The 23,835-nt window shown below is 29.2% G+C and carries 28 protein-coding genes, 1 tRNA gene and 1 other RNA gene; 25 read left to right on the top strand and 5 right to left on the bottom strand.

Features of this window, described 5'->3' with window-relative positions:
- Positions 1–17 precede the first annotated feature (17 nt).
- Genes F1564_RS10445 through F1564_RS09660 form a run of 6 tightly spaced genes read left to right on the top strand, consistent with a single transcriptional unit; the run spans position 18 to position 1,996 of the window.
- Positions 18–308 carry a hypothetical protein gene (locus F1564_RS10445; protein WP_018451123.1) on the top strand — a complete coding sequence of 97 codons (291 nt, stop codon included), beginning with the start codon at positions 18–20 and terminating at the stop codon, positions 306–308.
- Positions 309–590 (top strand): hypothetical protein, encoded by a 282-nt coding sequence (locus tag F1564_RS10440; RefSeq protein WP_018451122.1) that lies wholly within the window; start codon positions 309–311, stop codon positions 588–590.
- Between the two features lie 49 nt (positions 591–639).
- Positions 640–921, top strand: a complete 282-nt coding sequence (locus F1564_RS10435) for a hypothetical protein (RefSeq protein ID WP_018451121.1) — start codon at positions 640–642, stop codon at positions 919–921.
- 23 nt (positions 922–944) lie between these two features.
- Positions 945–1,319 carry a Fic family protein gene (locus F1564_RS10430; RefSeq protein WP_018451120.1) on the top strand — a complete coding sequence of 125 codons (375 nt, stop codon included), beginning with the start codon at positions 945–947 and terminating at the stop codon, positions 1,317–1,319.
- Positions 1,320–1,346: 27 nt separating this feature from the next.
- Complete coding sequence (locus F1564_RS10425) at positions 1,347–1,601, top strand: hypothetical protein (protein WP_018451119.1); 255 nt, start codon at positions 1,347–1,349, stop codon at positions 1,599–1,601.
- A gap of 14 nt (positions 1,602–1,615) precedes the next feature.
- Positions 1,616–1,996 carry a hypothetical protein gene (locus F1564_RS09660; protein ID WP_018451118.1) on the top strand — a complete coding sequence of 127 codons (381 nt, stop codon included), beginning with the start codon at positions 1,616–1,618 and terminating at the stop codon, positions 1,994–1,996.
- A gap of 276 nt (positions 1,997–2,272) precedes the next feature.
- Here F1564_RS09660 and F1564_RS09655 read toward each other — a convergent pair whose 3' ends face one another.
- Both F1564_RS09655 and F1564_RS09650 read right to left on the bottom strand, forming a co-directional pair.
- Complete coding sequence (locus tag F1564_RS09655) at positions 2,273–2,812, bottom strand: phosphatase PAP2 family protein (RefSeq protein WP_018451117.1); 540 nt, start codon at positions 2,810–2,812, stop codon at positions 2,273–2,275.
- A gap of 145 nt (positions 2,813–2,957) precedes the next feature.
- Entirely contained in the window at positions 2,958–4,433 is a 1,476-nt protein-coding gene (locus F1564_RS09650; RefSeq protein ID WP_018451116.1) for a carbon starvation CstA family protein, read from the bottom strand.
- Between the two features lie 197 nt (positions 4,434–4,630).
- On the opposite strand from F1564_RS09650, the gene F1564_RS09645 reads away from it, so the two are divergent.
- From F1564_RS09645 to lysS, 19 genes are all read left to right on the top strand, one after another.
- Entirely contained in the window at positions 4,631–5,371 is a 741-nt protein-coding gene (locus F1564_RS09645) for an N-acetylmuramoyl-L-alanine amidase family protein (RefSeq protein WP_018451115.1), read from the top strand.
- Positions 5,372–5,670: 299 nt separating this feature from the next.
- Positions 5,671–6,684: a cobalt-precorrin 5A hydrolase gene (cbiG, locus tag F1564_RS09640; protein WP_018451114.1), complete on the top strand. Its 1,014-nt coding sequence runs from the start codon at positions 5,671–5,673 to the stop codon at positions 6,682–6,684.
- Positions 6,685–6,686: 2 nt separating this feature from the next.
- Positions 6,687–7,199, top strand: a complete 513-nt coding sequence (locus tag F1564_RS09635; protein ID WP_018451113.1) for an HXXEE domain-containing protein — start codon at positions 6,687–6,689, stop codon at positions 7,197–7,199.
- Positions 7,200–7,278: 79 nt separating this feature from the next.
- Positions 7,279–7,965 (top strand): hypothetical protein, encoded by a 687-nt coding sequence (locus F1564_RS09630; protein WP_018451112.1) that lies wholly within the window; start codon positions 7,279–7,281, stop codon positions 7,963–7,965.
- A 116-nt stretch (positions 7,966–8,081) separates the two neighbouring features.
- Entirely contained in the window at positions 8,082–8,744 is a 663-nt protein-coding gene (locus F1564_RS09625) for a hypothetical protein (RefSeq protein ID WP_018451111.1), read from the top strand.
- A 298-nt stretch (positions 8,745–9,042) separates the two neighbouring features.
- Positions 9,043–9,117 (top strand) — tRNA-Gln (locus F1564_RS09620).
- 226 nt (positions 9,118–9,343) lie between these two features.
- The gene (gene gap, locus F1564_RS09615) at positions 9,344–10,357 is read left to right on the top strand and encodes a type I glyceraldehyde-3-phosphate dehydrogenase (protein WP_018451110.1); all 1,014 of its coding nucleotides are present in this window, start codon (positions 9,344–9,346) and stop codon (positions 10,355–10,357) included.
- Positions 10,358–10,553: 196 nt separating this feature from the next.
- Positions 10,554–11,228, top strand: a complete 675-nt coding sequence (locus F1564_RS09610) for a cupin domain-containing protein (RefSeq protein ID WP_018451109.1) — start codon at positions 10,554–10,556, stop codon at positions 11,226–11,228.
- Between the two features lie 185 nt (positions 11,229–11,413).
- A complete protein-coding gene (locus tag F1564_RS09605; protein ID WP_018451108.1) occupies positions 11,414–11,929 on the top strand; it encodes a COG2426 family protein in 516 nt (171 codons plus the stop codon).
- Positions 11,930–12,004: 75 nt separating this feature from the next.
- Positions 12,005–12,343: a transfer-messenger RNA gene (gene ssrA / locus F1564_RS09600) on the top strand.
- 97 nt (positions 12,344–12,440) lie between these two features.
- Positions 12,441–13,331, top strand: a complete 891-nt coding sequence (mvk, locus tag F1564_RS09595) for a mevalonate kinase (protein ID WP_040505670.1) — start codon at positions 12,441–12,443, stop codon at positions 13,329–13,331.
- A gap of 36 nt (positions 13,332–13,367) precedes the next feature.
- Positions 13,368–14,351: a diphosphomevalonate decarboxylase gene (gene mvaD / locus F1564_RS09590; protein WP_149201939.1), complete on the top strand. Its 984-nt coding sequence runs from the start codon at positions 13,368–13,370 to the stop codon at positions 14,349–14,351.
- A gap of 21 nt (positions 14,352–14,372) precedes the next feature.
- Positions 14,373–14,930 carry a hypothetical protein gene (locus F1564_RS09585; RefSeq protein WP_018451105.1) on the top strand — a complete coding sequence of 186 codons (558 nt, stop codon included), beginning with the start codon at positions 14,373–14,375 and terminating at the stop codon, positions 14,928–14,930.
- Between the two features lie 19 nt (positions 14,931–14,949).
- A complete protein-coding gene (gene mutL, locus F1564_RS09580; RefSeq protein WP_018451104.1) occupies positions 14,950–16,998 on the top strand; it encodes a DNA mismatch repair endonuclease MutL in 2,049 nt (682 codons plus the stop codon).
- 61 nt (positions 16,999–17,059) lie between these two features.
- Entirely contained in the window at positions 17,060–17,530 is a 471-nt protein-coding gene (locus tag F1564_RS09575; protein WP_018451103.1) for a 23S rRNA (pseudouridine(1915)-N(3))-methyltransferase RlmH, read from the top strand.
- A 12-nt stretch (positions 17,531–17,542) separates the two neighbouring features.
- Positions 17,543–17,965: a hypothetical protein gene (locus F1564_RS09570; protein WP_018451102.1), complete on the top strand. Its 423-nt coding sequence runs from the start codon at positions 17,543–17,545 to the stop codon at positions 17,963–17,965.
- A 204-nt stretch (positions 17,966–18,169) separates the two neighbouring features.
- Complete coding sequence (locus tag F1564_RS10420) at positions 18,170–18,265, top strand: helix-turn-helix domain-containing protein (protein WP_018451101.1); 96 nt, start codon at positions 18,170–18,172, stop codon at positions 18,263–18,265.
- A 182-nt stretch (positions 18,266–18,447) separates the two neighbouring features.
- Positions 18,448–18,828 (top strand): DUF1934 family protein, encoded by a 381-nt coding sequence (locus F1564_RS09560; RefSeq protein ID WP_018451100.1) that lies wholly within the window; start codon positions 18,448–18,450, stop codon positions 18,826–18,828.
- Between the two features lie 38 nt (positions 18,829–18,866).
- Positions 18,867–20,351 carry a lysine--tRNA ligase gene (gene lysS, locus F1564_RS09555; protein WP_018451099.1) on the top strand — a complete coding sequence of 495 codons (1,485 nt, stop codon included), beginning with the start codon at positions 18,867–18,869 and terminating at the stop codon, positions 20,349–20,351.
- A gap of 955 nt (positions 20,352–21,306) precedes the next feature.
- Here lysS and F1564_RS09550 read toward each other — a convergent pair.
- From F1564_RS09550 to cysK, 3 genes are all read right to left on the bottom strand, one after another.
- Positions 21,307–21,801 carry a flavodoxin gene (locus tag F1564_RS09550; RefSeq protein WP_018451097.1) on the bottom strand — a complete coding sequence of 165 codons (495 nt, stop codon included), beginning with the start codon at positions 21,799–21,801 and terminating at the stop codon, positions 21,307–21,309.
- Between the two features lie 205 nt (positions 21,802–22,006).
- Positions 22,007–22,555, bottom strand: a complete 549-nt coding sequence (epsC, locus tag F1564_RS09545; RefSeq protein WP_018451096.1) for a serine O-acetyltransferase EpsC — start codon at positions 22,553–22,555, stop codon at positions 22,007–22,009.
- 260 nt (positions 22,556–22,815) lie between these two features.
- Positions 22,816–23,733, bottom strand: coding sequence for a cysteine synthase A (gene cysK / locus F1564_RS09540; protein WP_018451095.1), 918 nt, complete (start codon positions 23,731–23,733; stop codon positions 22,816–22,818).
- Between the last annotated feature and the right edge of the window lie 102 nt (positions 23,734–23,835).

The following is a 23,835-nucleotide window of genomic DNA, read 5'->3' as shown; positions in this document are numbered from 1 at the left end:
TTAGGAGGATAAAAATTATGAAAGATGAAAAAAGCTACGTAGAAACGGAAAGAATAAGAGAGCAATCAGAATTAGGGAGGAAAGAAGAAAAAATAGTAAATTGTGTGGATATTTCGGATAATCAGAAAGTATTTATAAAATTTAGCACAGTTACGTATAGAAATTTATTAAAATGGGTTATTATTGGTGGAATTTCTGGGATTTTGATGCCTTTTTTTCAAGTGGCGTTGCTTGGTCTGATAGTTTCGGTATTTTGTTGTTTTTCGATATTGATGACAATATTGTTTAATGGGATAAGAACTGTGTAATTGAAGGAAAATACTTTTGTTACAAATGTTGAAAATGAAGATATAGATTATAAATCTTTGGAATATTTTATAATAACAACATATTCAGGGGATTTCCTGACTTATAGAAATAATAAAAATTACTGGAGAACAATATCTGAAATAGCTTTTCCATCACAAACTATACAAAGTCTTCTAAAAAATCATCTGCTTGACAGAATCCCTGTTTCCAAAGAAATTATAAATTCAGGTGGGGAAGAAGTTTTTGGCGTACGTTCAGAAGAAGATATAAAAGCTGATTAACTGTAAAAGAGATTTTCTTGGAAAGCGTAGAGATAGAGTTTATCAAGCTATGAGAGATAAAGTTGTGCCTCTTGACAGACTTCAAAATGAGGCTCGTAAAGTTTTTGAAAATCCAAATAATAAGTTGATAATAAAAAAAGAAGGATTAGTTGTGGATGGTGCAATTTATCCGTGGAATAGACTACTGCCAATAAAAGTTTCCAGAAATTTTGGAGGAATGTTAGAAATAAAAACAAGAGAAGATGAAATAATTTTTTCTGAAAGAGCAACAGCGGTAGTAAAACTTCCTTTATTTGAGATATTATATAATTCAATGGTTTTTCAAAAATAATTTTATGAAAGCAGGAAAAGCAAATGGCAAATAATAAATACAGCTGGGAAAACGAGAGTGATAGAATTTTAAAAAGGCTAGTTTCTCAAGACGAAGAAGAATTTTTGAGCAAAAGACGGGTAAGAGAATTGTTTGACAATGCGATATTGAAAAATATTCAAGTGGGAACTTTTGAAGGCTTGAAGGAAATACATAGATATTTGTTTCAGGAATGTTATGGAACTGCAGGAAAAATAAGGAAACATGATATTCGGAAAGGCGATACTGTGTTTTGTCGTGCGATGTATTTTGAAAATAATTTAAAGATAGTTTCTAAAATGCCCGAAAATACTTTTGAGGAAATAATTGAAAAATATGTTGAAATGAATATAATGCATTCGTTTTATGAGGGAAATTGAAGAACGACTAGAATCTGGTTGGATCAGATGTTGATAAAAAGGCTCGGAATGTGTGTAAATTGGCAAAATATCAGTAAAAATGATTATTTGTCGGCGATGAAAAGAAGTATGGTTAATGATTTGGAATTGAAATTTCTTTTGAAGGAGAATCTAACGGAAGATGTGGAAAGTAGAGATATATTTATGAATGGGATTAATCAGTCTTATGAATATGAAAATATGAGAAAATATGATGTGAAAGAATTGGAAATTTCAAATGAATTAGAAAAAATTAGCGAATAAAAAAGGAGATTAAAATGGAAAAATTAGTAAGAAGAGGTGGCGGTGGACATTCTCACGGTGGAGGACACAGCCATTCTCATGGAAGTGGCGGAAGCCATCACTATGGTGGACATTATGGTGGAGAACATTCGAGCGGCCATTCGGATGGAGAAGGAAATGGAAGATCTAGAAAATCAAGTGACGACGAACAAGAAAATTCAACATCTTTTTGGAGAAGTCACGGATCTCATTCGGGAAGTTCAAGGCAGAGAAATTGTGAAAGTATTGTTGATGCTAAGGAAAGACAGGCTTGTATTGATAGTAGTAATAATGCTAGTAATCTCGAGGCATTTTTTATTTTTTGTGCTATAATAGTTTTTATTTTTTTGAAAATAAAAGATTTTGGAAGAAAATAATGAGAAATAATGAACATTGTATTGAACATATTTTAAATTGAATGATAAAAATAGATTTTGAATTGATAATGTTTAAGATGACGGATAAAAATCCTAAATATAACAGTAAATGTAGGAGAAAAGAGAAATGATAAGTTGAAAATGGCAGGAGCAGAAAATAAAATATGGAAATATTAATATCGGCATTAATCGTAGTTATTGGAATTGCAGTTATAAAATACTTGAATTATCAATTATGAAAATATATAAAAAAGCCAGAAAATTCTGACTTTCTACTCAGCTATTTTTTCTGTTTAGAATTTTCTCTCCCCAGAACCCCGAAAACAGCCCAATTAATACCCCAGCCAAAACATCACTTGGAAAATGCACAGTCAAGTATAATCTTGAAAAAGCAATTATGATACTTGTTATCAGTACGACTGGAAAATATTTTTTTAAATGTTTGTAAAAAACATAAACCATCGTGAAGGAAGCAGAAGTATGTCCTGAAGGAAATGAAAAATCCTTGGGAGCCTTTATTAAAAGTATAATATCAAGTATTTCCTCAAAGGGTCTTGCTCTGTGCATAAGATTTTTCAAAATTACATTTACAATAATTGCATTTATAATCAATGAAATTAACGCTAAATATCCTATTTTTCGATATTTTTTGCTAGAAAGCAGGAACAATGTCACTGCAATCCAGATTAATCCGTGATTTCCTAAGTTGGTAAAAAATATCAGTATACTGGTTAGTAGCTTAGAATCTAAGCTGTGCTGGAAATTGTAAAATTGTTTAATAATAAAAATATCAATATTTTGTATAAAGTTTAACATTTTTTCTCCTAAATAATTTATTTTTAGAGATATTATATATTAAAAAGTTTAAAAAATAAAGAGAAAAATAAAAGAAATAAAACAGTCAAGCAAAGAATTCTGAATAAAACCTTGTTTGACTGTATTTTTTGTTTATTTAATTATTTTATTTTGCAACGTGTAAATGTCCAGCGTGATGAGATTTTCCATGCAAATGATGTTTATAGTTAAATAATAATGCTGTACAGATAATTGTAACTACACTTGCAATTAAAATACCATAAAATTCAATAGTGTGAACAGGAACGTTCTTGAAAAATCTTACAAACCCTTCTGGAGCAATTACAATGTAAGTTGTAACTACCATTGTCATAAACATTGAAGGAATTAATGCAAATAAGAATGGTTTTTCTTTCTTAACAAGCCAAACTGTTGCAGTCCATAATGAAACTGCCGCCAAGGTTTGATTTGCCCATGCAAAGTATCTCCAAATAATGTTAAAATCAATAGTTGTCAGATAAATACCAACAATAAATAAAGGTATTGCGATTAAAAATCTATTTTTTATTGGAGCCTGTTTAATTTTGAAAATGTCGGCAATGATTAATCTTGAACCTCTGAATGCAGTATCTCCTGAAGTAATAGGACAGGCAACAACACCAAGCACAGCTAGAAATGCTCCAAATACACCAAGCAACTGAACAGATGCCTTATTTACAACAACTGCAGGAGTTCCAGCAGCAGCAAGTTCTTTAATTCCGCCAAATACTGTCATTGCAGCGGCAGCCCATACCAATGCAACAACACCTTCTGCGATCATCGCACCATAAAATACTTTGCGTCCTTCAGTTTCATTTTTTATGCAACGTGCAACCATTGGAGATTGAGTAGCATGGAAACCGCTTACAGCACCACAGGCAATAGAAATAAATAAGTAAGGAAACATTGAAGTTCCTTTAGGATGTGGATTTCCTTTAAAAATTTCAGTAACTTCAGGAATTGCGAAAGCTCCTGTAAATTGTCCATAAATTAACATTCCTCCAATTCCGATTGCCATAAATAGCAATGCAAAACCAAAAATCGGATAAATTTTGGCAATGATTTTATCAAGTGGAAGAATTGTAGCTAAAATGTAGTAAGCAATGATAATAATTGTAAAAGTCATGGCACTAACGCCTGGAATCAAATTGTGAAGAATATCAGCAGGTGATTTTATAAATACTACTCCAACTAAAAGAAGTAAGACAATTGAGAAAACTCTCATAATCTGCTGCATTACAACACCTAAATTTTGTCCTACAAGTTCTCCAATACTGCTCCCTTTATCCCTAAGTGAAAGCATACCAATCAAGAAATCATGAACCGCTCCTCCAAAAATACATCCAAAAACAATCCATAAAAATGCAGCTGGTCCCCACAAAGCACCTGCAATAGCTCCAAATATAGGACCTGTTCCAGCAATATTCAAAAACTGGATCAAAAATGCTTTTGGAGTGCTAACTTGTACATAGTCCACACCATCGTAATATTCGATTGAAGGCGGGACTCTGTCAGGTTCTATTCCAAAAACTTTTTCTACAAATTTGCTGTAAAATGCGTAGCCTAGAATAAGTGCTGCAATCGCTAAAATAAAAGAAATCATAATAAAAACCTCCTATAATTTTAAATATTCATTTATTTATCATATAAAAATTTTTAAAATTATTCTGCTAATAATATAATAGCCTGATTTTATAAAAAAACAAGTGTATTTTTTGAAAAATTAATTAAAATATAATTGTCAATTACAAAATTATGTGGTAGACTTAAAATGAAAAAATAAGTTCTAGGAGGAAGGTCATGACAGAAGGAATGCTTAATATAATAAAAAAAGTAATATCAATGCTGACAATAAGTGTTGCGACAATTATTCCAGTAAAAGCTGAAACAAGTAGTGTATCAGGAAATAACAATGAATTAATCTGTATTGATTCAGGACATCAGCTTAAAGGAAATTCAGGATTAGAAGAAATTGGACCTGGTTCATCAAAGAAGAAGCTAAAAGTATCATCTGGAACAAGAGGAGTAGCAACAAAAAAATATGAATATCAGCTTACACTGGAAGTTGGATTAAAGTTAAGAGATGTATTGCAAAAAGAAGGTTATCACGTATTTATGGTACGTGAAACACATGATGTAGATATTAGTAACAAAGAACGTGCAATAAAGACAAACAACGCAGGTTGTTCATTATACATAAGGCTTCATGCTGATGGCATCAATAATTCTTCGACCCAAGGAGCTTCAGTCTTAACTTCTTCACCAGCAAATCCATATACAAAGGGTGTTCAAAAATCTAGTGATAAATTTTCACATGATATATTATCAGAATATGTAAAAGCAACAGGAGCAAAAAATCGTGGAGTTGTCTACAGAGATGATCTTACAGGTACAAATTGGTCAAAAGTAACTAATACATTAATCGAATTAGGATTTATGTCAAATCCTGCTGAAGATAAAAAAATGTCAACACTAGAGTACCAAAATAAAATGGTAACAGGAATAGTAAATGGTATAAAAAAATATTTGAAAGAAAAGTAAAAAAATAAAGTAAGAAAAGTACCTGTAATGTTATTAAAGGTGCTTTTTTTTAAAATATAGTATTTAATGCAGAATCTTAAATTAAATTTTTCAATATTCAGCAATATAGGCATCTTTAAAGTCGCATAAGGAAGATTATCTGGATGATAGATATTTAAGAACAATCATCTTACTATGTTTTTTAATATGTTCCAGGTGCTGTACTTAATTATACAATACACCAAAAAAGTAAAATATAAGAAAAGAAATAATTGTATAGGAAATTAAAATTTGAAATTTAAAAAATAAAAGGAGAAAAAATGAGAACAGCAGTGTATTGCGTCAGTAAAAATGGATATGAAACATGTTTAAAAATAAGAAATAATGTTTATAAAAATCTGCATATTTATGTGTCACAAAGAGTAACGAATATGCTTAATCTTGAAATTGAAAATGTAGAAAATTTATTTGTAATAAATGAGCGAGTGCCAATTTTATTAGAAAAAACATTTGATAAATATGATTTGCATATTTTTGTTGCAGCACTTGGAGCAGTTGTGAGAATTATTGAAGGAAAATTTGAAAGCAAGGATACTGACCCAGCAGTTATCACGGTTGATGACCACGCTAATTTTGTGATTTCACTGCTTTCGGGACATCTCGGAGGTGCAAATGAAGAATGTAAAAAAATTGCAAATGGAATAGGAGCAATCCCAATAATTACAACAGCATCCGATGTTGGCGGGAAAATTGCAGTTGATACATTGTCGCAAAAAATTAAAGCAAAATTGGAAAATCTTGAGGATGCTAAAAGAGTGACGTCGCTTATCGTAAATGGAGAAAATGTGAGCATTCATTTGCCCAAAAATATCGTAGAAAATGACAAAATTTGTGCTGGAGCAATAATTGTTTCAAACAGAAAAAATATTGAAATTTCTAAAATTATTCCCAAAAATATCATTCTCGGAATCGGCTGTAAGAGAAATACACCAAAAGAAAAAATCATCGAAAAAATAAGTTATGTAATGGAAACTCAAAATTTAGAAATGAGTTCAATAAAAAGATCTGCATCTGCTTGGGTAAAATCTGATGAAATTGGTCTTTTAGAAGCAATGGAAGAATTAAATATTCCGATAGAGTTTTTTGAAAAGGAAGAAATTTTGAAAATGGAAAATTTAGTTGAAGAACGCTCAGAATTTGTAAAAAATCAAATTGGAGTGTATGGAGTTTCCGAACCTTGTGCCTATTTAGCTTCGAGCAAAAGAGGAAGTTTTCTGGTGAAAAAAGTTAAGTTGGAAGGAGTTACGATTTCAATTTTTGAGGAGGAAATGTGAGAATGGAAATATATAAATTATCATTTATGGCAATAGTACTATTTATGATACATGAATTTGAAGAAATAATTTTTATGAAAAAATTTATAGAAAAAAATAAAGTTGTAAAATATATGAAAAATGAATTATTTTTGAAAAAAAAGGCAAATTATCCATCTGCAGAAACAATTTCATTAATGATTGCTGAAGAATTTATAATTTTATCAACATTGCTTTTTATTGCAAGTGAGTTTAGTATGTATGAAATAGTATTGTCATTATTTATTGTATATATTGTACATTTACTACCTCATATATATGATGCACTTAGATATAGAAAATTTTCTCCAGGAAGTCGGACTTCTTTTATAATTTTCCCTTTAGGAATTTTAATAATCTGGAATATTATTTTAAATAAAAAAATTCATTTAGTTATTTTAATTTTATGTGTTATAATAATTGGATTTTTGATGATTTTAAATTTGCTATTTTTACATAAAATTAGTAAAAAAATTAATAAGTATCTGTGGAAATAAAAAAAATTATTTTCAATATTTTAAGAAAGTGTGTTATAATTTTGACAAAGAAAAATAAAAGATAAAGTGAGGAGAGTTTATGAAAAAATTATTATTTGTATTGATGTTGGCAGTAATGGGAAATGCGCTTGCAGGGACAGCGGTGCAAAAAAATCGGAATACATCGATGAATATGGTATCGGCAAGTGAGAAAAGTAAAATTGAAAATGCCTTTCAAAAAGAGATGAAAGATATTAAAGAAATGATCGAAAATGAGACTTTAGCGGAAGTGAAAAAAAATACTTTTAGTAATAATGCAGATTTATTATTTAACAAAGATTATAAAATTAGTGATTTAAATAAAAAAAAGATATTAGAAAAATTTTTTGAAGGATGTTCTGATATTTATTTAAAAAATATGAAATTAAGATTTGCTGTTAAAGAAATTAAATATATTGATAAGAAAAATGTTGAAGTAGTGTATGATCTAAAAATGAAGGATTTCGATAAGGCATTGGATGGAATAGAAAAAAAATTTGAAGAAAATATTAGAATTAATGTTTTAAAAAAATTAGGTTATAAAAATGAAAATGAAATAGAAGCTTTAATGCTAAAAAATGGAAATGAATCAGAAAAAATACGAATTTATGACATTATGGTAGATGAAATTTTAAATATCATGAGAAAAGCTTTGGAAAATGTAAATTTAGAAACAGTAGTATCAGCAAATGAAAAGGCAGTATTAACTGAAAGAAATGGACAGTGGGAATTGAGTTATTTTAAATAAAAAAACTTAAAGTATAAAAAGGTAAGAAAAACTTAAGTTTTAATTTATTTAAATTTTTTTTTAAAAATGTGGTATAATGTTAGTAAAAGGATAAAAAATATATTAAGGAGAAAAGTATGAAAAAATTATTATTTTTAATTATGATGATCATTGTAGGGAATACTTTTACAGCAGGAACACAGAATGAGGACATGGCAATAAAAAGATCACTTCAAAGTAGATTGAATTCATTTTTTTTCACGATTGTAAATGAAGGAATAAGAGATAATGAGAAAAATCTCGAAAAAGAGGCATATAACAAACTATTTAAAAAAGATTATGTAATTAGTAATTTTTTAAAAAGAGAGATTGTGGAAGAATATACAAGACAAATTTCAAGAATTATAGCAGATGAAACAAAGTTGAAATTCGACGTAAAACAAATAGATTATCTTTCAGAAAATGAAGCAGAAGTAATTTATGATATAAAATCTAAAAGTCTAAAAAATGTTCCAGATATGTTAGATATAGATGCGGAAACAGAAAGAAGAATCTTGGAAAAAGCTAAAATAAGTGAAGATGACTTTGAAGAAATTATGAAGAAAAAAGGAAATGAGCCTATCAAACGAAAGTACTACAATGCTGCAATTCAAGAAAGAATAAATATGTTTGAAAAAGAAGCTAAAAAAGTTACTGAAGAAGAGGTGATATTGCAAAATTTACAGGCATTGATGGTAAAAGTAAATGGAAAATGGAAATCTGAAAATTTGGAAAAAGCACTAAAAGGGATTAAAGATTAAATAAAATCAAGCTAATAAAAATTAAGTGAAATTAGTTTGGGTATAATATTCATAATTTTTGACCTCAGTTTTAAAGTAATTTTTCTATATATTTGAAAAATTAAGCATACTACATGGTAAGAATGATAATTTCTATGTTTTGCAGTATTAACTTGGATGTCATTTTTACTATGTTTTAGGTGCTGTACTTAATTATACAATACCTCTATTGAAAAATTATAAAAAAAGTGTTGACAAATCAAAATTATTTTTGTATAATAGTTAATGTCCATAAAGGATAAAAGTATAAGGATGTTGTTGGGCTGTCGCCAAGCGGTAAGGCACTGGACTTTGACTCCAGCATGCAATGGTTCGAATCCATTCAGCCCAGCCATTTTAAAAATTAAGTTATAAGTTATGTCTGCTACTAATTATAGTAGTTTTTTTTTATTTAAAAATTATAATTAAATACTTGTTTTTTTAAATGTTAGTATTTTAACCAAAGATATAAAATTTGTTAATTTTTGCCGTTGAAAATTCAAAAAAAATGTGGTATACTCAAAATGTAAGGAATAATATATAATCAATATATATTAAAATTTTTAGGAGGTATTATTAAAATGGCAGTTAAAGTAGCAATTAATGGATTTGGAAGAATCGGAAGATTAGCATTAAGATTAATGTCAGAACAAACAGACAAATTTGAAGTAGTGGCAATTAATGATTTAACAGATGCTAAAATGTTAGCACACTTATTCAAATACGATTCATCTCAAGGAAGATTCAATGGAACTATTGAAGTTAAAGAAGGAGCTTTCGTAGTAAATGGAAACGAAATTAAAGTTTTCGCAGAAGCTGATCCTGAAAAATTACCTTGGGGAGAATTAGGAGTAGACGTAGTATTAGAAGCAACAGGTTTCTTTGCAACTAAAGAAAAAGCTGAAAAACACGTAAAAGCAGGAGCTAAAAAAGTAGTTATTACTGCACCTGGTGGAAATGATGTTAAAACTGTAGTTTATAATGTAAACCACGAAATCTTAGATGGAACTGAAACAGTTATTTCAGGAGCTTCTTGTACAACTAACTGTTTAGCGCCAATGGCTAAAGCATTAAACGATAACTTTGGTGTTGTAACTGGTACAATGACAACTATCCACGCTTATACTGGAGATCAAAACACTTTGGATGCACCTCACAGAAAAGGTGATTTAAGAAGAGCAAGAGCTGCAGCTGTAAACATTGTTCCTAACTCAACAGGAGCTGCAAAAGCAATTGGATTAGTAGTACCTGAATTAAACGGAAAATTAGATGGAGCTGCTCAAAGAGTACCTGTTCCAACTGGTTCATTAACTGAATTAGTATCAATCTTAAATAAAAAAGTAACTGTAGAAGAAGTAAATGCAGCTATGAAAGCAGCGGCTAACGAATCATTTGGATATACTGAAGAACAATTAGTATCTTCTGACATCGTTGGAATCCACTTTGGATCATTATTTGACGCAACTCAAACTAAAATTGTTCAAAACGGAGATACTCAATTAGTTAAAACAGTATCTTGGTACGACAATGAAATGTCTTATACTTCTCAATTAATCAGAACATTAGGATACTTCGCAAGCAAAATTGCTAAATAATTGATTTAATTAAATTCTAAAAAGATCAACTTTAGGAAATCGGCTAGAAATAGTCGGTTTTCTTTTTATTTCTTTTATTTTTTTTCATTATTTTAAATTTTCTTTTTAAAAAATCAATTTATATTTTGTAAAATATATGTTATACTATAATAAAAATATTTAAAAATTATTTTGAAACAACAATAAGGAGAGATTCATGGTTAAAATAGAAATAGCAAAACCAATAAATTTTAATGAACTTATCACATCAAAGGAAGCTGAAGTTGTAAGTATGAGAATCTTAAATCAGTCAAATAGTTATATTTCTTTATTTTCTTTGGCAGACGATGAGGAAATAACGGCAGAGGCTATGCTTGGTAATCGTTATTATTACTGTTTTAACGGTAATGGAGAAATTTTTATTGAAAACAGTAAGAAAATAATTTCCAATGGATATTTTCTTGAAATAGCAGCAAATCATAATTATTCTATTAAAGCAAGGAATAATTTAAAGTTAATTGAAATTGGAGAAAAGATAGGAGATGGGAATATGGAAAATACTACATTGAAAATGCTGGAAAGTGCAAGTGCTTTTAATCTTTCTGAAATTATTGACTATCAGGAAGGAAAAATTGTAAGTAAAAATTTAGTGGCAAAACCAAATTTAGTAATGACAATTATGTCTTTCTGGAAAGGTGAAAGCCTTGATCCGCATAAAGCTCCTGGAGATGCGTTGGTTACCGTACTTGATGGAGAAGGTAAGTATTATGTTGATGGAAAGCCATTTGTCGTTAAAAAAGGTGAAAGTGCAGTTCTTCCTGCAAATATACCTCATGCTGTAGAAGCTGAAACAGAAAATTTTAAAATGCTGTTAATACTTGTTAAAGAGTAAGAATTTGTAACCTTGTTTTTTATAAGGCAATAATTTTATTAAGAAAATTATATATTAAATGAAAAGTTGTATGAGTACAGTAAAGTACTTTCATGCAGCTTTTTATACAAAAATTTATTAAAATGATTATACGTTATCTTAAAATTAACGTAAATAAGCTATAAGGGAGAAAGTAAAAAATAAAAATGATGAAATCTTTTACAAATTTTATAAAAGTTACTTTGATAGGAGCACCGCTTTTAAATAAGATGATAGGAATATTCCTTATTTCGATGCTTCCTGTGATTGAATTGCGTGGTGCAATACCAGTTGGGGCGGCTATTGGATTGCCTTGGTATTTGAATATGATTGTCTCTATTGTGGGAAATATGCTTCCTGTGCCGTTTATTCTTTTATTTTCAATAAAACTATTTGAATTTATGAAAAAACGGAATATTTTGGTAAGATTTATTGAAAAAATAGAAAATCGGGCTAAAAAACGTAGTGAAGGGCTTGCGACAGGAGAATTCATTGGACTTATGCTGTTTGTGGCAATTCCGTTTCCTGGAACGGGTGCTTGGACAGGTGCGTTAATTGCGGCTTTGCTTCAATTTGAGAGAAAAAAATCATTTTTTTATATTGGATTGGGAGTGATAATAGCTGCGACAGTGATGACTTTGGCATCTTATGGGGTAATAAGTATTTTTGCACCAAAACATTAAAAAATTTTGAATAGGATGTTGAAAAATAAATATTTTTGTGGTAAAATAACTTGAAATTAGATATTAAGTAATTGAGGGAATGTTTTGGTTTCGACAGGATAAAAAGATTATTATTGGCAAGTAAGCGGGAGCTTTGAAATCCAACTTAAAAATAATCGGAAACGATAATTACGCATTAGCTGCCTAAGATAGCGGCTCATCTCTTTTGGGAACGCCATTTTTCCATTAGATGATGTCATTTTTAATGGCTTACTCAAATGTATGATTATGTCATTTGAGGAAATCTCATAATCTCGCCTTTAGACTTTTGTCTGTTTAATATCTAACGGTTAAAGCGTTAAATAGACTAAACTTGTAGAAGATAATAAGGACTTTCTATTTTGGACACGGGTTCGATTCCCGTCATTTCCACCAAAACAGAAAATAAAAAGTAAAATTTTAGATAGATTAAAAGAAGCGGGTCATTAGGCTCGTTTTTCTTTAATTAAAAAATAGGAGATTTTTAGTGAAAATGAAAAGAGGTATTGGAAAATCACATAGTAAAATTATATTAATTGGAGAACATTCTGTCGTTTATGGCTATCCTGCCATTGCTATTCCATTAAGAAAGATTGGAATTGAATGCATAGTGGAAGATGCAAAAAATAGTTTTTTTTATAATAAGATAAATACACTTTCAGTCGCCATTTTTACTGCATTAAAACATTTAAAAAAAGAAAATGCGAAAATAAAATACAAAATAACTTCCCAAATCCCTCAAAAACGTGGAATGGGCTCTTCAGCAGCAGTCAGCATTGCGGCAATTCGTGCGATATTTGATTATTTTGAAGAAGATTTAACAGATGAATTGCTGGAAAAATTAGTAAACACAGCAGAAATTGTGGCTCATCAAACTCCAAGCGGGCTAGATGCTAAAACTTGTCTTAGTGATAAAGCCATAAAATTTATAAAGAATAAAGAATTTTCATACATTGACTTAAATCTTGACGCATACCTTGTTATTGCAGACACAGGAATTTATGGAAAAACAAGTGAAGCAATTCAAAGTGTGAAAAATCTTGGAAGTAAAGCCGACATTCCATTAAAAAAACTTGGAGATTTAACAGATGAAATGGCTAAAATTTTAACTGAAAATAGCAAATCAAAAAGTGAAATGATTGATAAAGCGGGAAAAATTATGACAAAGGCAAATACAGAACTTGGGAAGTTAAACATAACTATTGAAAAGACAGATTTATTTGTAAAAACAGCGATTGAAAATGGGGCAAGTGGAGCAAAAATTTCTGGTGGAGGTTTGGGAGGCTGTGTAATTGCACTTGCAAAAAATTTGGAAATTGTAGAAAAGATAAAAGATGGATTTACCAAATGTGGAGCGGAAAATATTTGGGTAGAAAAAATTTAATATTTAGAAATTTAACGAGAAAACAAAGGAGAAAAAATGGTAAAAGTCAAATCTTATGCTAATATCGCAATTGTAAAATACTGGGGAAAAAAAGATGCAGAAAAAATGATACCTGCCACAAGCAGTATTTCCCTTACTCTTAATGATATGTTCACAGAAACAGAAATGGAATTTATAAAGGATGAGGATATTAAAATTGCTGTTGAAAAGGAAATAAAAGATGGAAATTGTAAAGATAAATTTTCAAATATGACGGATTTATTTTATTTAAACGGAGAATTACAGGATAGTGTGCATACAGAAAAGATTAGTAAAGTTGTGGATTTGTTCAGGGAAAATAGAAGTCAGAAGGTAAAAATTTCTACAACAAATAATATGCCGACAGCGGCGGGACTCTCTTCCAGTTCAAGTGGTTTATCAGCTATAATAAAGGCGTGTAATAAGATTTTTGGAAAAAACTGTACACAATCTGAACTTGCACAAATTTCAAAATTTGGATCTGGCTCTTCTTCAAGAAGTTTTTTTGGACCAATTGCGGCTTGGGACAAGGATACTGGAGAGATTTATGAAGTTAAGACAGATTTGAAATTAGCGATGCTTGTGCTTGTGCTGAATGAAAATAAAAAGAAAATTTCAAGCCGAAATGGAATGGAACTTTGTGCCAAAACTTCGACGTATTTTGATGAATGGGTAAAGCAGTCTGAAATTGATTTTATAAATATGAAAAAATATCTTGCTGAAAATGATTTTGAAAAAGTGGGAACTTTGACAGAAGAGAATGCTCTTAGAATGCACAAGACAACTGAAACTGCAAATCCTCCATTTTCGTATTTTAATGAAAAAACTTACGAAGCAATTGATTTTGTAAAAAATTTGAGAAATAATGGAGAGAAATGCTATTTTACGATGGATGCTGGACCTAATGTGAAGGTGCTTTGTCTAGAAGAGGATTTGGAAAAATTGGCAGGGATTTTTGGGGAAAAATATAAGGTTATTGTAAGTAGGACTGTTAAATTATGATTTTAGAAAGGTTTTTGAATAATGGGTAAATTAAGAAAATTTGATATAGTTACAGGCATATTATTTGGAATTATAACAATAATTTTAATTTATTTATTTTTTAATAATGAAATATTTTTTACATGGGCATTTCAGCGGCATTATAATATATTGAGCTGGTACATCAGACCATTATTTATTATTCCAATAATCTGGAGTGCATACAAAAAGGTATTTTCAGGAATTTCAATTTCTATTTTTTGTCTATTTACGAGTATGTTCTGGTTTCCAAAGCCAAACATAACTAATCCTGAAATTGTAAAATTTTTAAATTTTGAAGCAAATTATTTGAAAAGTGGATGGACAATGGATAAAATTGTCCTGCTTTTTACTGTTATAATTTTTTTTATTTTTATTATAATTTCAACTTGGACAAAAAATTGGAAATTACTTTTAGTAATTTTAATAGCAGCTGCATTTTTTAAAATATTTAACAGCTATCTTTTAACTGGCAAGAGTGCATTTTCAATGTTGATGCCTGCGGTTACTGGATTAATTGTTTGTGTGATGGCTGTATTTTTCTTAAAAAAGAAAAACTGATGAAAAAGGAGGATAAATTGTGGGATATATAAAAATACTAGATGAAAAAGTATCAAATATTATTGCCGCTGGGGAAGTTGTAGAAAATCCAGCTTCAATGATTAAGGAAATGATTGAGAACTCGCTGGATGCGAAGGCTACAATGATAAAAATTGAGGTTTTTAAAGGCGGAGTGGATGTTAAAGTAAATGATAATGGAATTGGGATGGATAAGGATGACACGCTTTTGTCAGTTGAGCGTCATGCCACTTCTAAGATTAAGGAAAAGGAGGATGTCTTTAATTTAAGCACTTATGGCTTTCGTGGAGAGGCTCTGTCGTCTATTGCGGCAGTGTCTAAGCTTACGATTGCTACACGTTCTGAGAATAGTCCTGTGGGGTATAAAATTGGCTGTTATGGCGGAGTTGTGAGGAAATTTGAGGAAGTTTCGAGAAATGTTGGGACAGAAATGGAAGTTAGAGATTTATTTTACAATACGCCTGCTAGAAGAAAATTTTTGAGAAAAATGTCAACAGAGTATGGAAAAATTAGGGATATTGTGCTAAAGGAGGCACTTTCCAACAGTAATGTGGCATTTTCACTTGAGCTGGATGGGAAAAGTATGATAAAGACAAGTGGAAAAGGAATTGAAAATACAATTCTTGAATTATTTGGAAAATCGATTTTAAAAAATTTGAAAAAATTTGAATATGGATATTTGGGAAATGTGGAAATTTTACGAAGTTCAAAGGATTTTATGTTTACTTTTGTAAATAATCGGTATGTAAAGTCAGCAACTATTGAGAGAGCTATTATAGATGGCTATTATACTAAGTTAATGAAGGGAAAATATCCTTTTGCCATTATTTTTTATAATGCTGATCCAAAGGAAATAGATGTGAATGTTCATCCATCTAAAAAAATAGTAAAATTCTCAAATGATAAAATTGTTTATAATGAGATAAAATCAGCAATTGATGACTTTTTTTACTATAATGACAGGGAAAATTGGCAGCCAAACATTGATTTAATAAAGAAAAATATTAATATTAATGAAAATGTCGCTGTGGAAAAGGATGATTTATTTTCTGATGACATTTTAAAGGGGGAAAATCAAAAGATTTTGAGTTTGGAAACTTTTGATGGGAAAGAATGTAGTGAAAAATTAGAAGGGAAAAATGAATTTTTAGAAGATAATATTGGAAAAAGTAATGAAAATAAAGGTTTTACAAATAGTGAAGAGAAGAAGGTTAAAGAAGAAAATAATTTGAATCTTGATGAAATTTGGAAAAAAATGAATGGGAATTTGGATAAATCTGTGGAAAATAATGTGGAAAACTCACAAAATATTGAAAATTCTAATTTGAAAAAGAGTGAAAAAGATAATAGAAACTGGAGTAAAAATAGTAATTTTGAAAATTATGAAAATTTTAACGAAAGAAAAAATTCTAATAGTGTAAATGAAAATACTGAAAGTGAATATTATAAAGTGGGAACGTTTGAAAAGCATATTGGAAAACAGATTCATTATGATATTTTGGGACAGATTTTTGACACGTATATTTTGGTTCGGAAAGATGAGGAACTGGAAATTTATGATCAGCATATTATTCACGAGAGAATTTTGTATGAACAATTAAAGGATAAGTTTTATAATAAAAAAATTGAATCACAGCATTTATTGTTACCACTAAAATTAGAAGTTACACAAATTGAAAAAAATATTATTTTTGAAAATATAAATATTTTTAATGATTTTGGATTTGATATTGATGAATTTTCAGAAAACGAGATTGTGATTCGTGCTGTGCCTGCCTTTGATTTTCGGGATAGTATTGAAAATGTATTTTTACAGCTTTTGCTGGATCTAAAAAATGAAGTTGAAATAAAGGATTTGAGAGAAAATATTATTATTTCAATGTCGTGCAAGGGAGCTGTAAAGGCTGGGCAGAAGCTGGATATGTTTGAAATGCAGAATATGGTACGAAGGATTCATGAAGTGGGAAAATATACGTGTCCGCACGGCAGACCAATTATTGTAAAATTGTCTAAAAATGATTTGGATAAAATGTTTGGAAGAAAAAAATAATGGCAAAACAGGGGGAAATTAGTAAAAAAATGAAAAAAACTTTTGACAATAAGGGAAAAATATGATAAGAATTAATGTAGTATGTATTGGAAAAGTAAAAGAAAAATATATAAGAGAGGGAATAGCTGAATTTTCAAAGAGGTTATCAAAGTACACAAAATTTGAAATTATAGAACTGGCTGAAGAAGACGATAACAAAGGGATTGAAAATGCAATAAATTCTGAAACTGAAAGAATAATAAATGTTATTTCAAAAAAAAATTATTCATATAATATTTTGCTTGATTTAAAAGGAAAAATGCTTACTTCAGAAGAAATGGCTGATAAAATTGAAAAAATTTCAATGACAAATAGTGAAATTAATTTTATAATTGGCGGTTCAAATGGAGTTGATGATAATTTACGGAAAATTGTAGATTACAGACTGTGTTTTTCAAAGATGACATTTCCACATCAGCTTATGCGGCTAATTTTGTCAGAGCAAATATATAGATGGATTTCAATCAATAATAATATAAAATATCATAAATAATGGAGGGAAGTTATGTATTCTGCTGGGGAAGAATTTGAAAAAACTAATAGCGAAGGGGATGTTGAAGAGTATACGTGCCTTTCAAATATTACGGTAGGAGATAAGGAATATTTAGTTTGTGATAGTGAAACTGGGGAAAAGAAGGTTTTTTACTATGACAGTATTGAAGAGGAATTGTATGATTTAGATGAAGATGAGGAAGATCAGGTGCTGGAAATATGGAATGATGAATATTACGGCTCTGACAAGGATTATATGTACTGGAATGAAGATTTTGGCGAGTATGATAAAAATGAGAATGTAGATGGAGAATTTGACGAAAGTAATTTTGATTCATTGAATGATGATGAAAATGAATTTTTTGATGAAGAAGAAACCGATGATGAAGATTTATCAGAATTCTTAGATGATTTCTTTGATGATGAAAATGAATAGATTTATTTTATAATTTTTAACAAAAGATAGCAAGAAGTTACTGACTTCTACAAGTGGGAGATTAATTGCTTTTTTTCTAAAAAATTGAAAAAAGGAATATATATGATATAATTCACTTAGATTGTAATCAAAAGAAGGTGTAATTTCGTGAAATATAATTTAGCATTTAAATATAGAATTTATCCAAGTGAAGAATAAAAATTATTGATAAATAAAAATTTTGGATGCGTTCGTTTTGTTTACAATATGATTTTGTATATTGTGAATAAAATTTATGAAGAAATTGGGGAAAATAAATAATTACACCTATCAGCTTGAAAAGTGAAAATCAATTTTTGAAAATAGATAAGTCGTTTCCATCATCAAAAATTCCTAGAAAATGTTAAAGAGAAATTGAAATTATGAGAAAGAAGCTGTCGTTTCTAAAAACGGGAGTAGTTCACTTCTCTGATATAATAAAAAAATAAAAAATAAGGAATATAATGAAAATAAAAATAAAAAGTCTAGATAATTTTAATCAGAATTATGAAAAATTATTTGAGCTGGAAAAAGTATTGGAACAGGAAGAAAAAAAAGAATATCATTATAATGATGAATATGGAAACTGCAAAATTATTGATAAAGGTAATTCCATTGAAATTTACCGATATGGTGAAATTAATTCTAGACAGATTTTTCAAAGTGATAAAAATACGCCATTTACTTATATTACAAAACAGTTTCGAGGAAAATACAAAATTTTTACAAAAAAAATTCAAAAAGAAAATGGAAAAATGATAATAGAATATGATATAATACATAATAATGAAGTGATAAACAATATAAATTTAGAATTACAGTTTATAGATGTTCCAAATAAATAAATATTTATATTTTTAAAAAAGCAGAAAGGAAAAAGTGAATGAGTAATCAAAACCAGAATGATAATGGTATTATAAAAGAAAAATTAAAAAAAGTAGAAGAACTAAAGGAAATTGGAATAGAACCTTACGGAAGAAAATATGAAAAAGTGAATGATATTGCTGAAATAAATCAATATGATGAAAGTTGTGATAAAGTATTTAAAACAGCAGGAAGAATCGTTGCTTTCAGAAGGATGGGTAAAAACGGGTTTGGTAAAATTCAAGATCCAACTGGACAAATTCAATATTATGTAAAAAAAGAAGAAGTTGGGGAAGATCAATATGAAATCTATAAAAAAATGGGACTTGGAGATTTTATTGGGCTTGAAGGACATTTATTTAGAACTAAGACTGGAGAATTAACTTTAAGAGTGGATTCTTTTGAAGTACTATCTAAAAATGTGCGTCCACTACCAGAAAAATTCCATGGCTTGACTAACATTGAGACTCGTTATAGACAAAGATATGTTGATTTGGTAATGAATAGAGAAGTTATGGAAACTATGAAAAAAAGATTTCAAGTTATCAGGTTTTTTAGAAGCTATTTAGAGAAAAAAGGATTTACTGAAGTTGAAACTCCAATGATGCATCCTATCGCAGGTGGAGCGACTGCAAGACCGTTTGTTACACATCACAATGCATTAGATATGGAATTATTCTTGAGAATTGCACCTGAACTGTATTTAAAAAGATTATTGGTTGGTGGATTTGAAAAAGTATTTGAAATTAACAGAAGTTTTAGAAATGAAGGAATTTCTATAAAACATAATCCTGAATTTACAATGATGGAACTTTATCAGGCGTACGCTGATTTTAATGATATGATGGACTTGACAGAAGATTTGATTTCTAGCTTGACTTTTGAGTTGCATGGAAAATATGAAATTGAATATGAAGATAAAACTATTAATTTAGCTAAACCTTGGAGAAGAGTAACAATGAAAGAAGCTGTAAAAGAAGCAACTGGATTTGATTTTGATTCAGTTTCAAGTGATGAAGAAGCCGTAGAAAAGGCAAAAGAATTTGGAATTCCTTTAGAAAAAGATAAAACTTATACAAAATTTGGAATTTTAAATTTATTCTTTGAAGAAAAAGTTGAGGAAACATTGATTAATCCAACATTCATAATAGAATATCCAAAAGAAATTTCACCACTTTCAAAAAATCAAAAGGGTGAAACTGAATGGGTTGACAGATTCGAATTATTCATTTCTGGAAGAGAATTTGCAAATGCCTATTCAGAATTGAACGACCCAAGAGACCAGAAAGAAAGATTTGAAGAACAGGTTAAATTGAAGGAAGCAGGAGATGATGAAGCACAAGGAATGGATTTAGACTACATAAGAGCCTTAGAATACGGAATGCCACCTGCAGGAGGATTAGGAATTGGAATTGATAGATTAGTTATGTTACAAACTAATTCTGCCTCAATTAGAGACGTAATCTTGTTCCCAACATTAAGAAAAGAAGATATTGAATTATAATTTTTTAAATTAATTATAATAAGAATGTTCATAAACTTAGTCGTGAAAATTTAGAAAAATAGATAATCTCAGAAAATAGAGACTATCTATTTTTTTTGTGAAAATTTTTTGAAAAAAGAAAAAAATTAAAAGTTCTCATTTTTCTTTAATCTTTATGTGATAATATTACAATGTAATAGAGAAATAGTAATTACAAATAAAAAATTCGAAGGAGGATTATGAGAAATAAATTCTAAAAGGTAGTGTTGTTAGGTTGTTTAGTATTAGGTGTTTTAAGCTTTACTGGAAGTAAAAATTACAAAAAATCAAATTTTAGTCATAACAAAAGTTCTTATAGAAGATCAAAAATAACCCCCAGCAAGAGCTAAACAAATAGCATTAGCAAAAGTTCCAGGTGCAACAGAAGAAAAAAGTTTTTTATAGATAGATTACAAAAGGATAAGTTTTAAGAAATTTAGATATGTTTTGAAGAAAAAGGTCATTATATATAAAAAAAGTGGACAGATTAAGATAGAGAGAATTTATTTTAAAAAGAAAAAGAGAGAAAAGTTGAGAAGAAATTACAGTTTTGGAGAAGTTGTTTTGTGAGTTGGGTGGCTTACGAAATACTTCTTTTTTAGTTATAATTATTCCCTGTTAAAATAATAGATTTGTTATAATTTAATCAAGATTCCTTGTTAGAAAATAAATAAAATATAATTTTCATTTTTAAATAGAAGTTATTGAACTTTTTTACTTTTATTCTTGAAAGAATGGCTATAATAAAAAGGTGCTATAAAAACACCTTTTTAAATTTTTTGGAGAGAAAATCAACTTGTGAAAATTGATTTATCTTAGTTATATATAAATATAGCTAAAATCATATTTATTTTGTCTTTTGTGAATAATGATTTTATTTAAAATATTTCTAAAAAAATTTTTTCACAGACATGGTTTCATTATAACTCTTAATTTATTAAAATTCCTTTTGGATTTGTTCAACCCATGCGTCAATTCTTTCATCTGTCAATTCAGACTGATTAACTTCATCTAGGGCAAGTCCTAAAAATTCTCCATTTTTTGCTGCTCTTGATTCGTTAAATTCGTATCCTTCTGTTGAAGTTTTTCCAATGATTGTCGCACCAGTTTTTTCGATTTCTTCATCAATAATGGCTATTCCATCCATAAATGTGTCAGAGAAAGTTCCTTGATCTCCACTTCCAAAATATCCTACTTTCTTGCCACTTAAATTTTTACTTGCTAAATCATCAAGAACTGCTGCCCAGTCATCTTGCAAGTCTCCAAATCCCCAAGTAGAAGTACCTAAAAGAAGTACATCATAATCTTCCAATTTATCCTCATTTCCATCAATGTTAAAAACTTCTGCTCCATCAATTTTTTCTGCAATTTTATGAGCAATATCCTCAGTTACTCCTGTTGTTGATCCGAAAAAAATTCCTACTTTTGCCATTTTAATCCTCCGTGTTTATTAGTTTAGTTTTAAATGTACTCTTTTTGCACATTTATTTACTTTTACATTTCTGGATAATTTTATCCTAATTTTTATTTCAAATCAAAGAAATGAAGTAAATTTCCATATAAAAAATATACCATATTTTACTTTGATTGTCAAATTTTTTTATATTTAATATTTTAATAAATCATAAAAAAATTTATTAAATATGCCACATATAATAGTCTTCCTCTGTTTTTGGAATGATTCTAGCTGGAATACCTACTGCGACTGCATTATCTGGGACGTCTTTTAAAACAACTGAATTTGCTCCAATTTTCACATTATTTCCAACTGTTATATTTCCTAGTAATTTTGCTCCTGTTCCTACCGTAACGTTATTTTTTAATGTGGGATGTCTTTTAGTTTTGGAAGTGCTTACTCCACCTAGAGTTACACCGTGGTAGATGACACAGTTATCGCCTATTTCAGCGGTTTCTCCAATTACAATTCCCATTCCGTGATCAAAAAATACTTTTTTTCCTAATTTTGCTCCTGGGTGAATTTCTATTCCTGTAAAAAAACGTGAAATTTGTGAAATTAACCGTGCAAAAAAATATAATTTATGTTTTTGAAAAAAGTGGGCAATTCTATGATTAATAATCGCATGTAGTGACGGATAAAGAAAGACTTCTATTTTATATCTGACAGCTGGATCTTTTTCTGCAATATTATTTATTTCACTTACTAACCATTTAAAAATAATAATCACACTCCTTAAAATTTATATTTGAATTATATAATAAAACTGTTTTAAAAACAACTTTTTATTGCGTATTCTGTTTTTTTTAATACTAAATTTATAAAAATTAAATGATGTATAACATTTGAGCTAAGCTCTAAAGAAATTTTACTATATAATTTATTTCATAAAGTATGAAAATATGAAAATAGGCAATTCATCTCGTTATTATATATGAATACTATATAAAAGTCAGAGAATCCTTGCCCAAGTTAGTTAAGTTTTATTAATTATAAACTGTTTCTAAATGCTTCAATTGATAAGTATTTTTCTCCACCGTCTGGTAAGATTGTTAAAACTTTTTTACCTTTTCCTAATTTTTTGGCTACTTCATAAGCTGCTGCAATTGCACTTCCAGAAGAGATCCCGATAAATAGTCCATTTTCTTTTGAAGCTCTTGTTGCAAATTCTACCGCTTGTTCATTAGTTACTTTTATAATTCCATCTACAAGACTGGCATCATAGTTTCCAGGTACAAATCCTGCTCCAAGTCCTTGCTGAAAGTGTTTTCCAGGTTGTTCTCCTGATAATACTGCAGAAGTTGCGGGTTCAACAGCAAATACTTTAACTCCTTGTCTTTCTTCCTTTAATCTTTTTCCAACTCCTGATAAAGTTCCAGCAGTTCCGACACCTGATATGAAAGCATCAATTTGAGGGAAATCATCTAAAATTTCTTTTGCAGTTGTTTCATAGTGTTTTGCAGGGTTTGCAGGATTTTCAAATTGTTGAGGCAAGAAATATCCATTTTCAGCTGCTAATTTTTCAGCTTCAGCAATTGCCCCTTTCATACCTTTTGCTCCTTCAGTTAATATTAATTCAGCTCCATAAGCTGCTAAAATGCTTCTTCTTTCCACGCTCATTGAATCAGGCATTACAATTACCACTCTATAACCTTTTGCTTTACCAATTAATGCAAGTGCGATACCAGTATTTCCAGAAGTAGGCTCAACAATTGTTCCGCCTGGTTTTAATTTTCCTTCTCTTTCAGCTGCTTCTATCATTCCAAGAGCCGCTCTATCCTTTACACTTCCACCAATATTATATTTTTCAAGTTTAACGTAAATATCAGCTATATTTTCATCATTTAAGAATTTTAATTTTACCACAGGTGTATTTCCAATTAAATCTAAGACATTTTCGTAAATCATTATAAATTACCTCCATATTTAAATATATTTATTTTTTGTTTTATTAATTTGTATCTACAATTATTATAGCACTAATTCTTTTTAAAATCAATAGAAAAATAT

The organism is Leptotrichia shahii (genome assembly GCF_008327825.1).
In the GTDB taxonomy this organism is placed as follows: Bacteria; Fusobacteriota; Fusobacteriia; order Fusobacteriales; family Leptotrichiaceae; genus Leptotrichia; species Leptotrichia shahii.
Note: the sequence above shows the minus strand (reverse complement) of the source record. Positions and strands in the feature narration are given on the sequence as shown.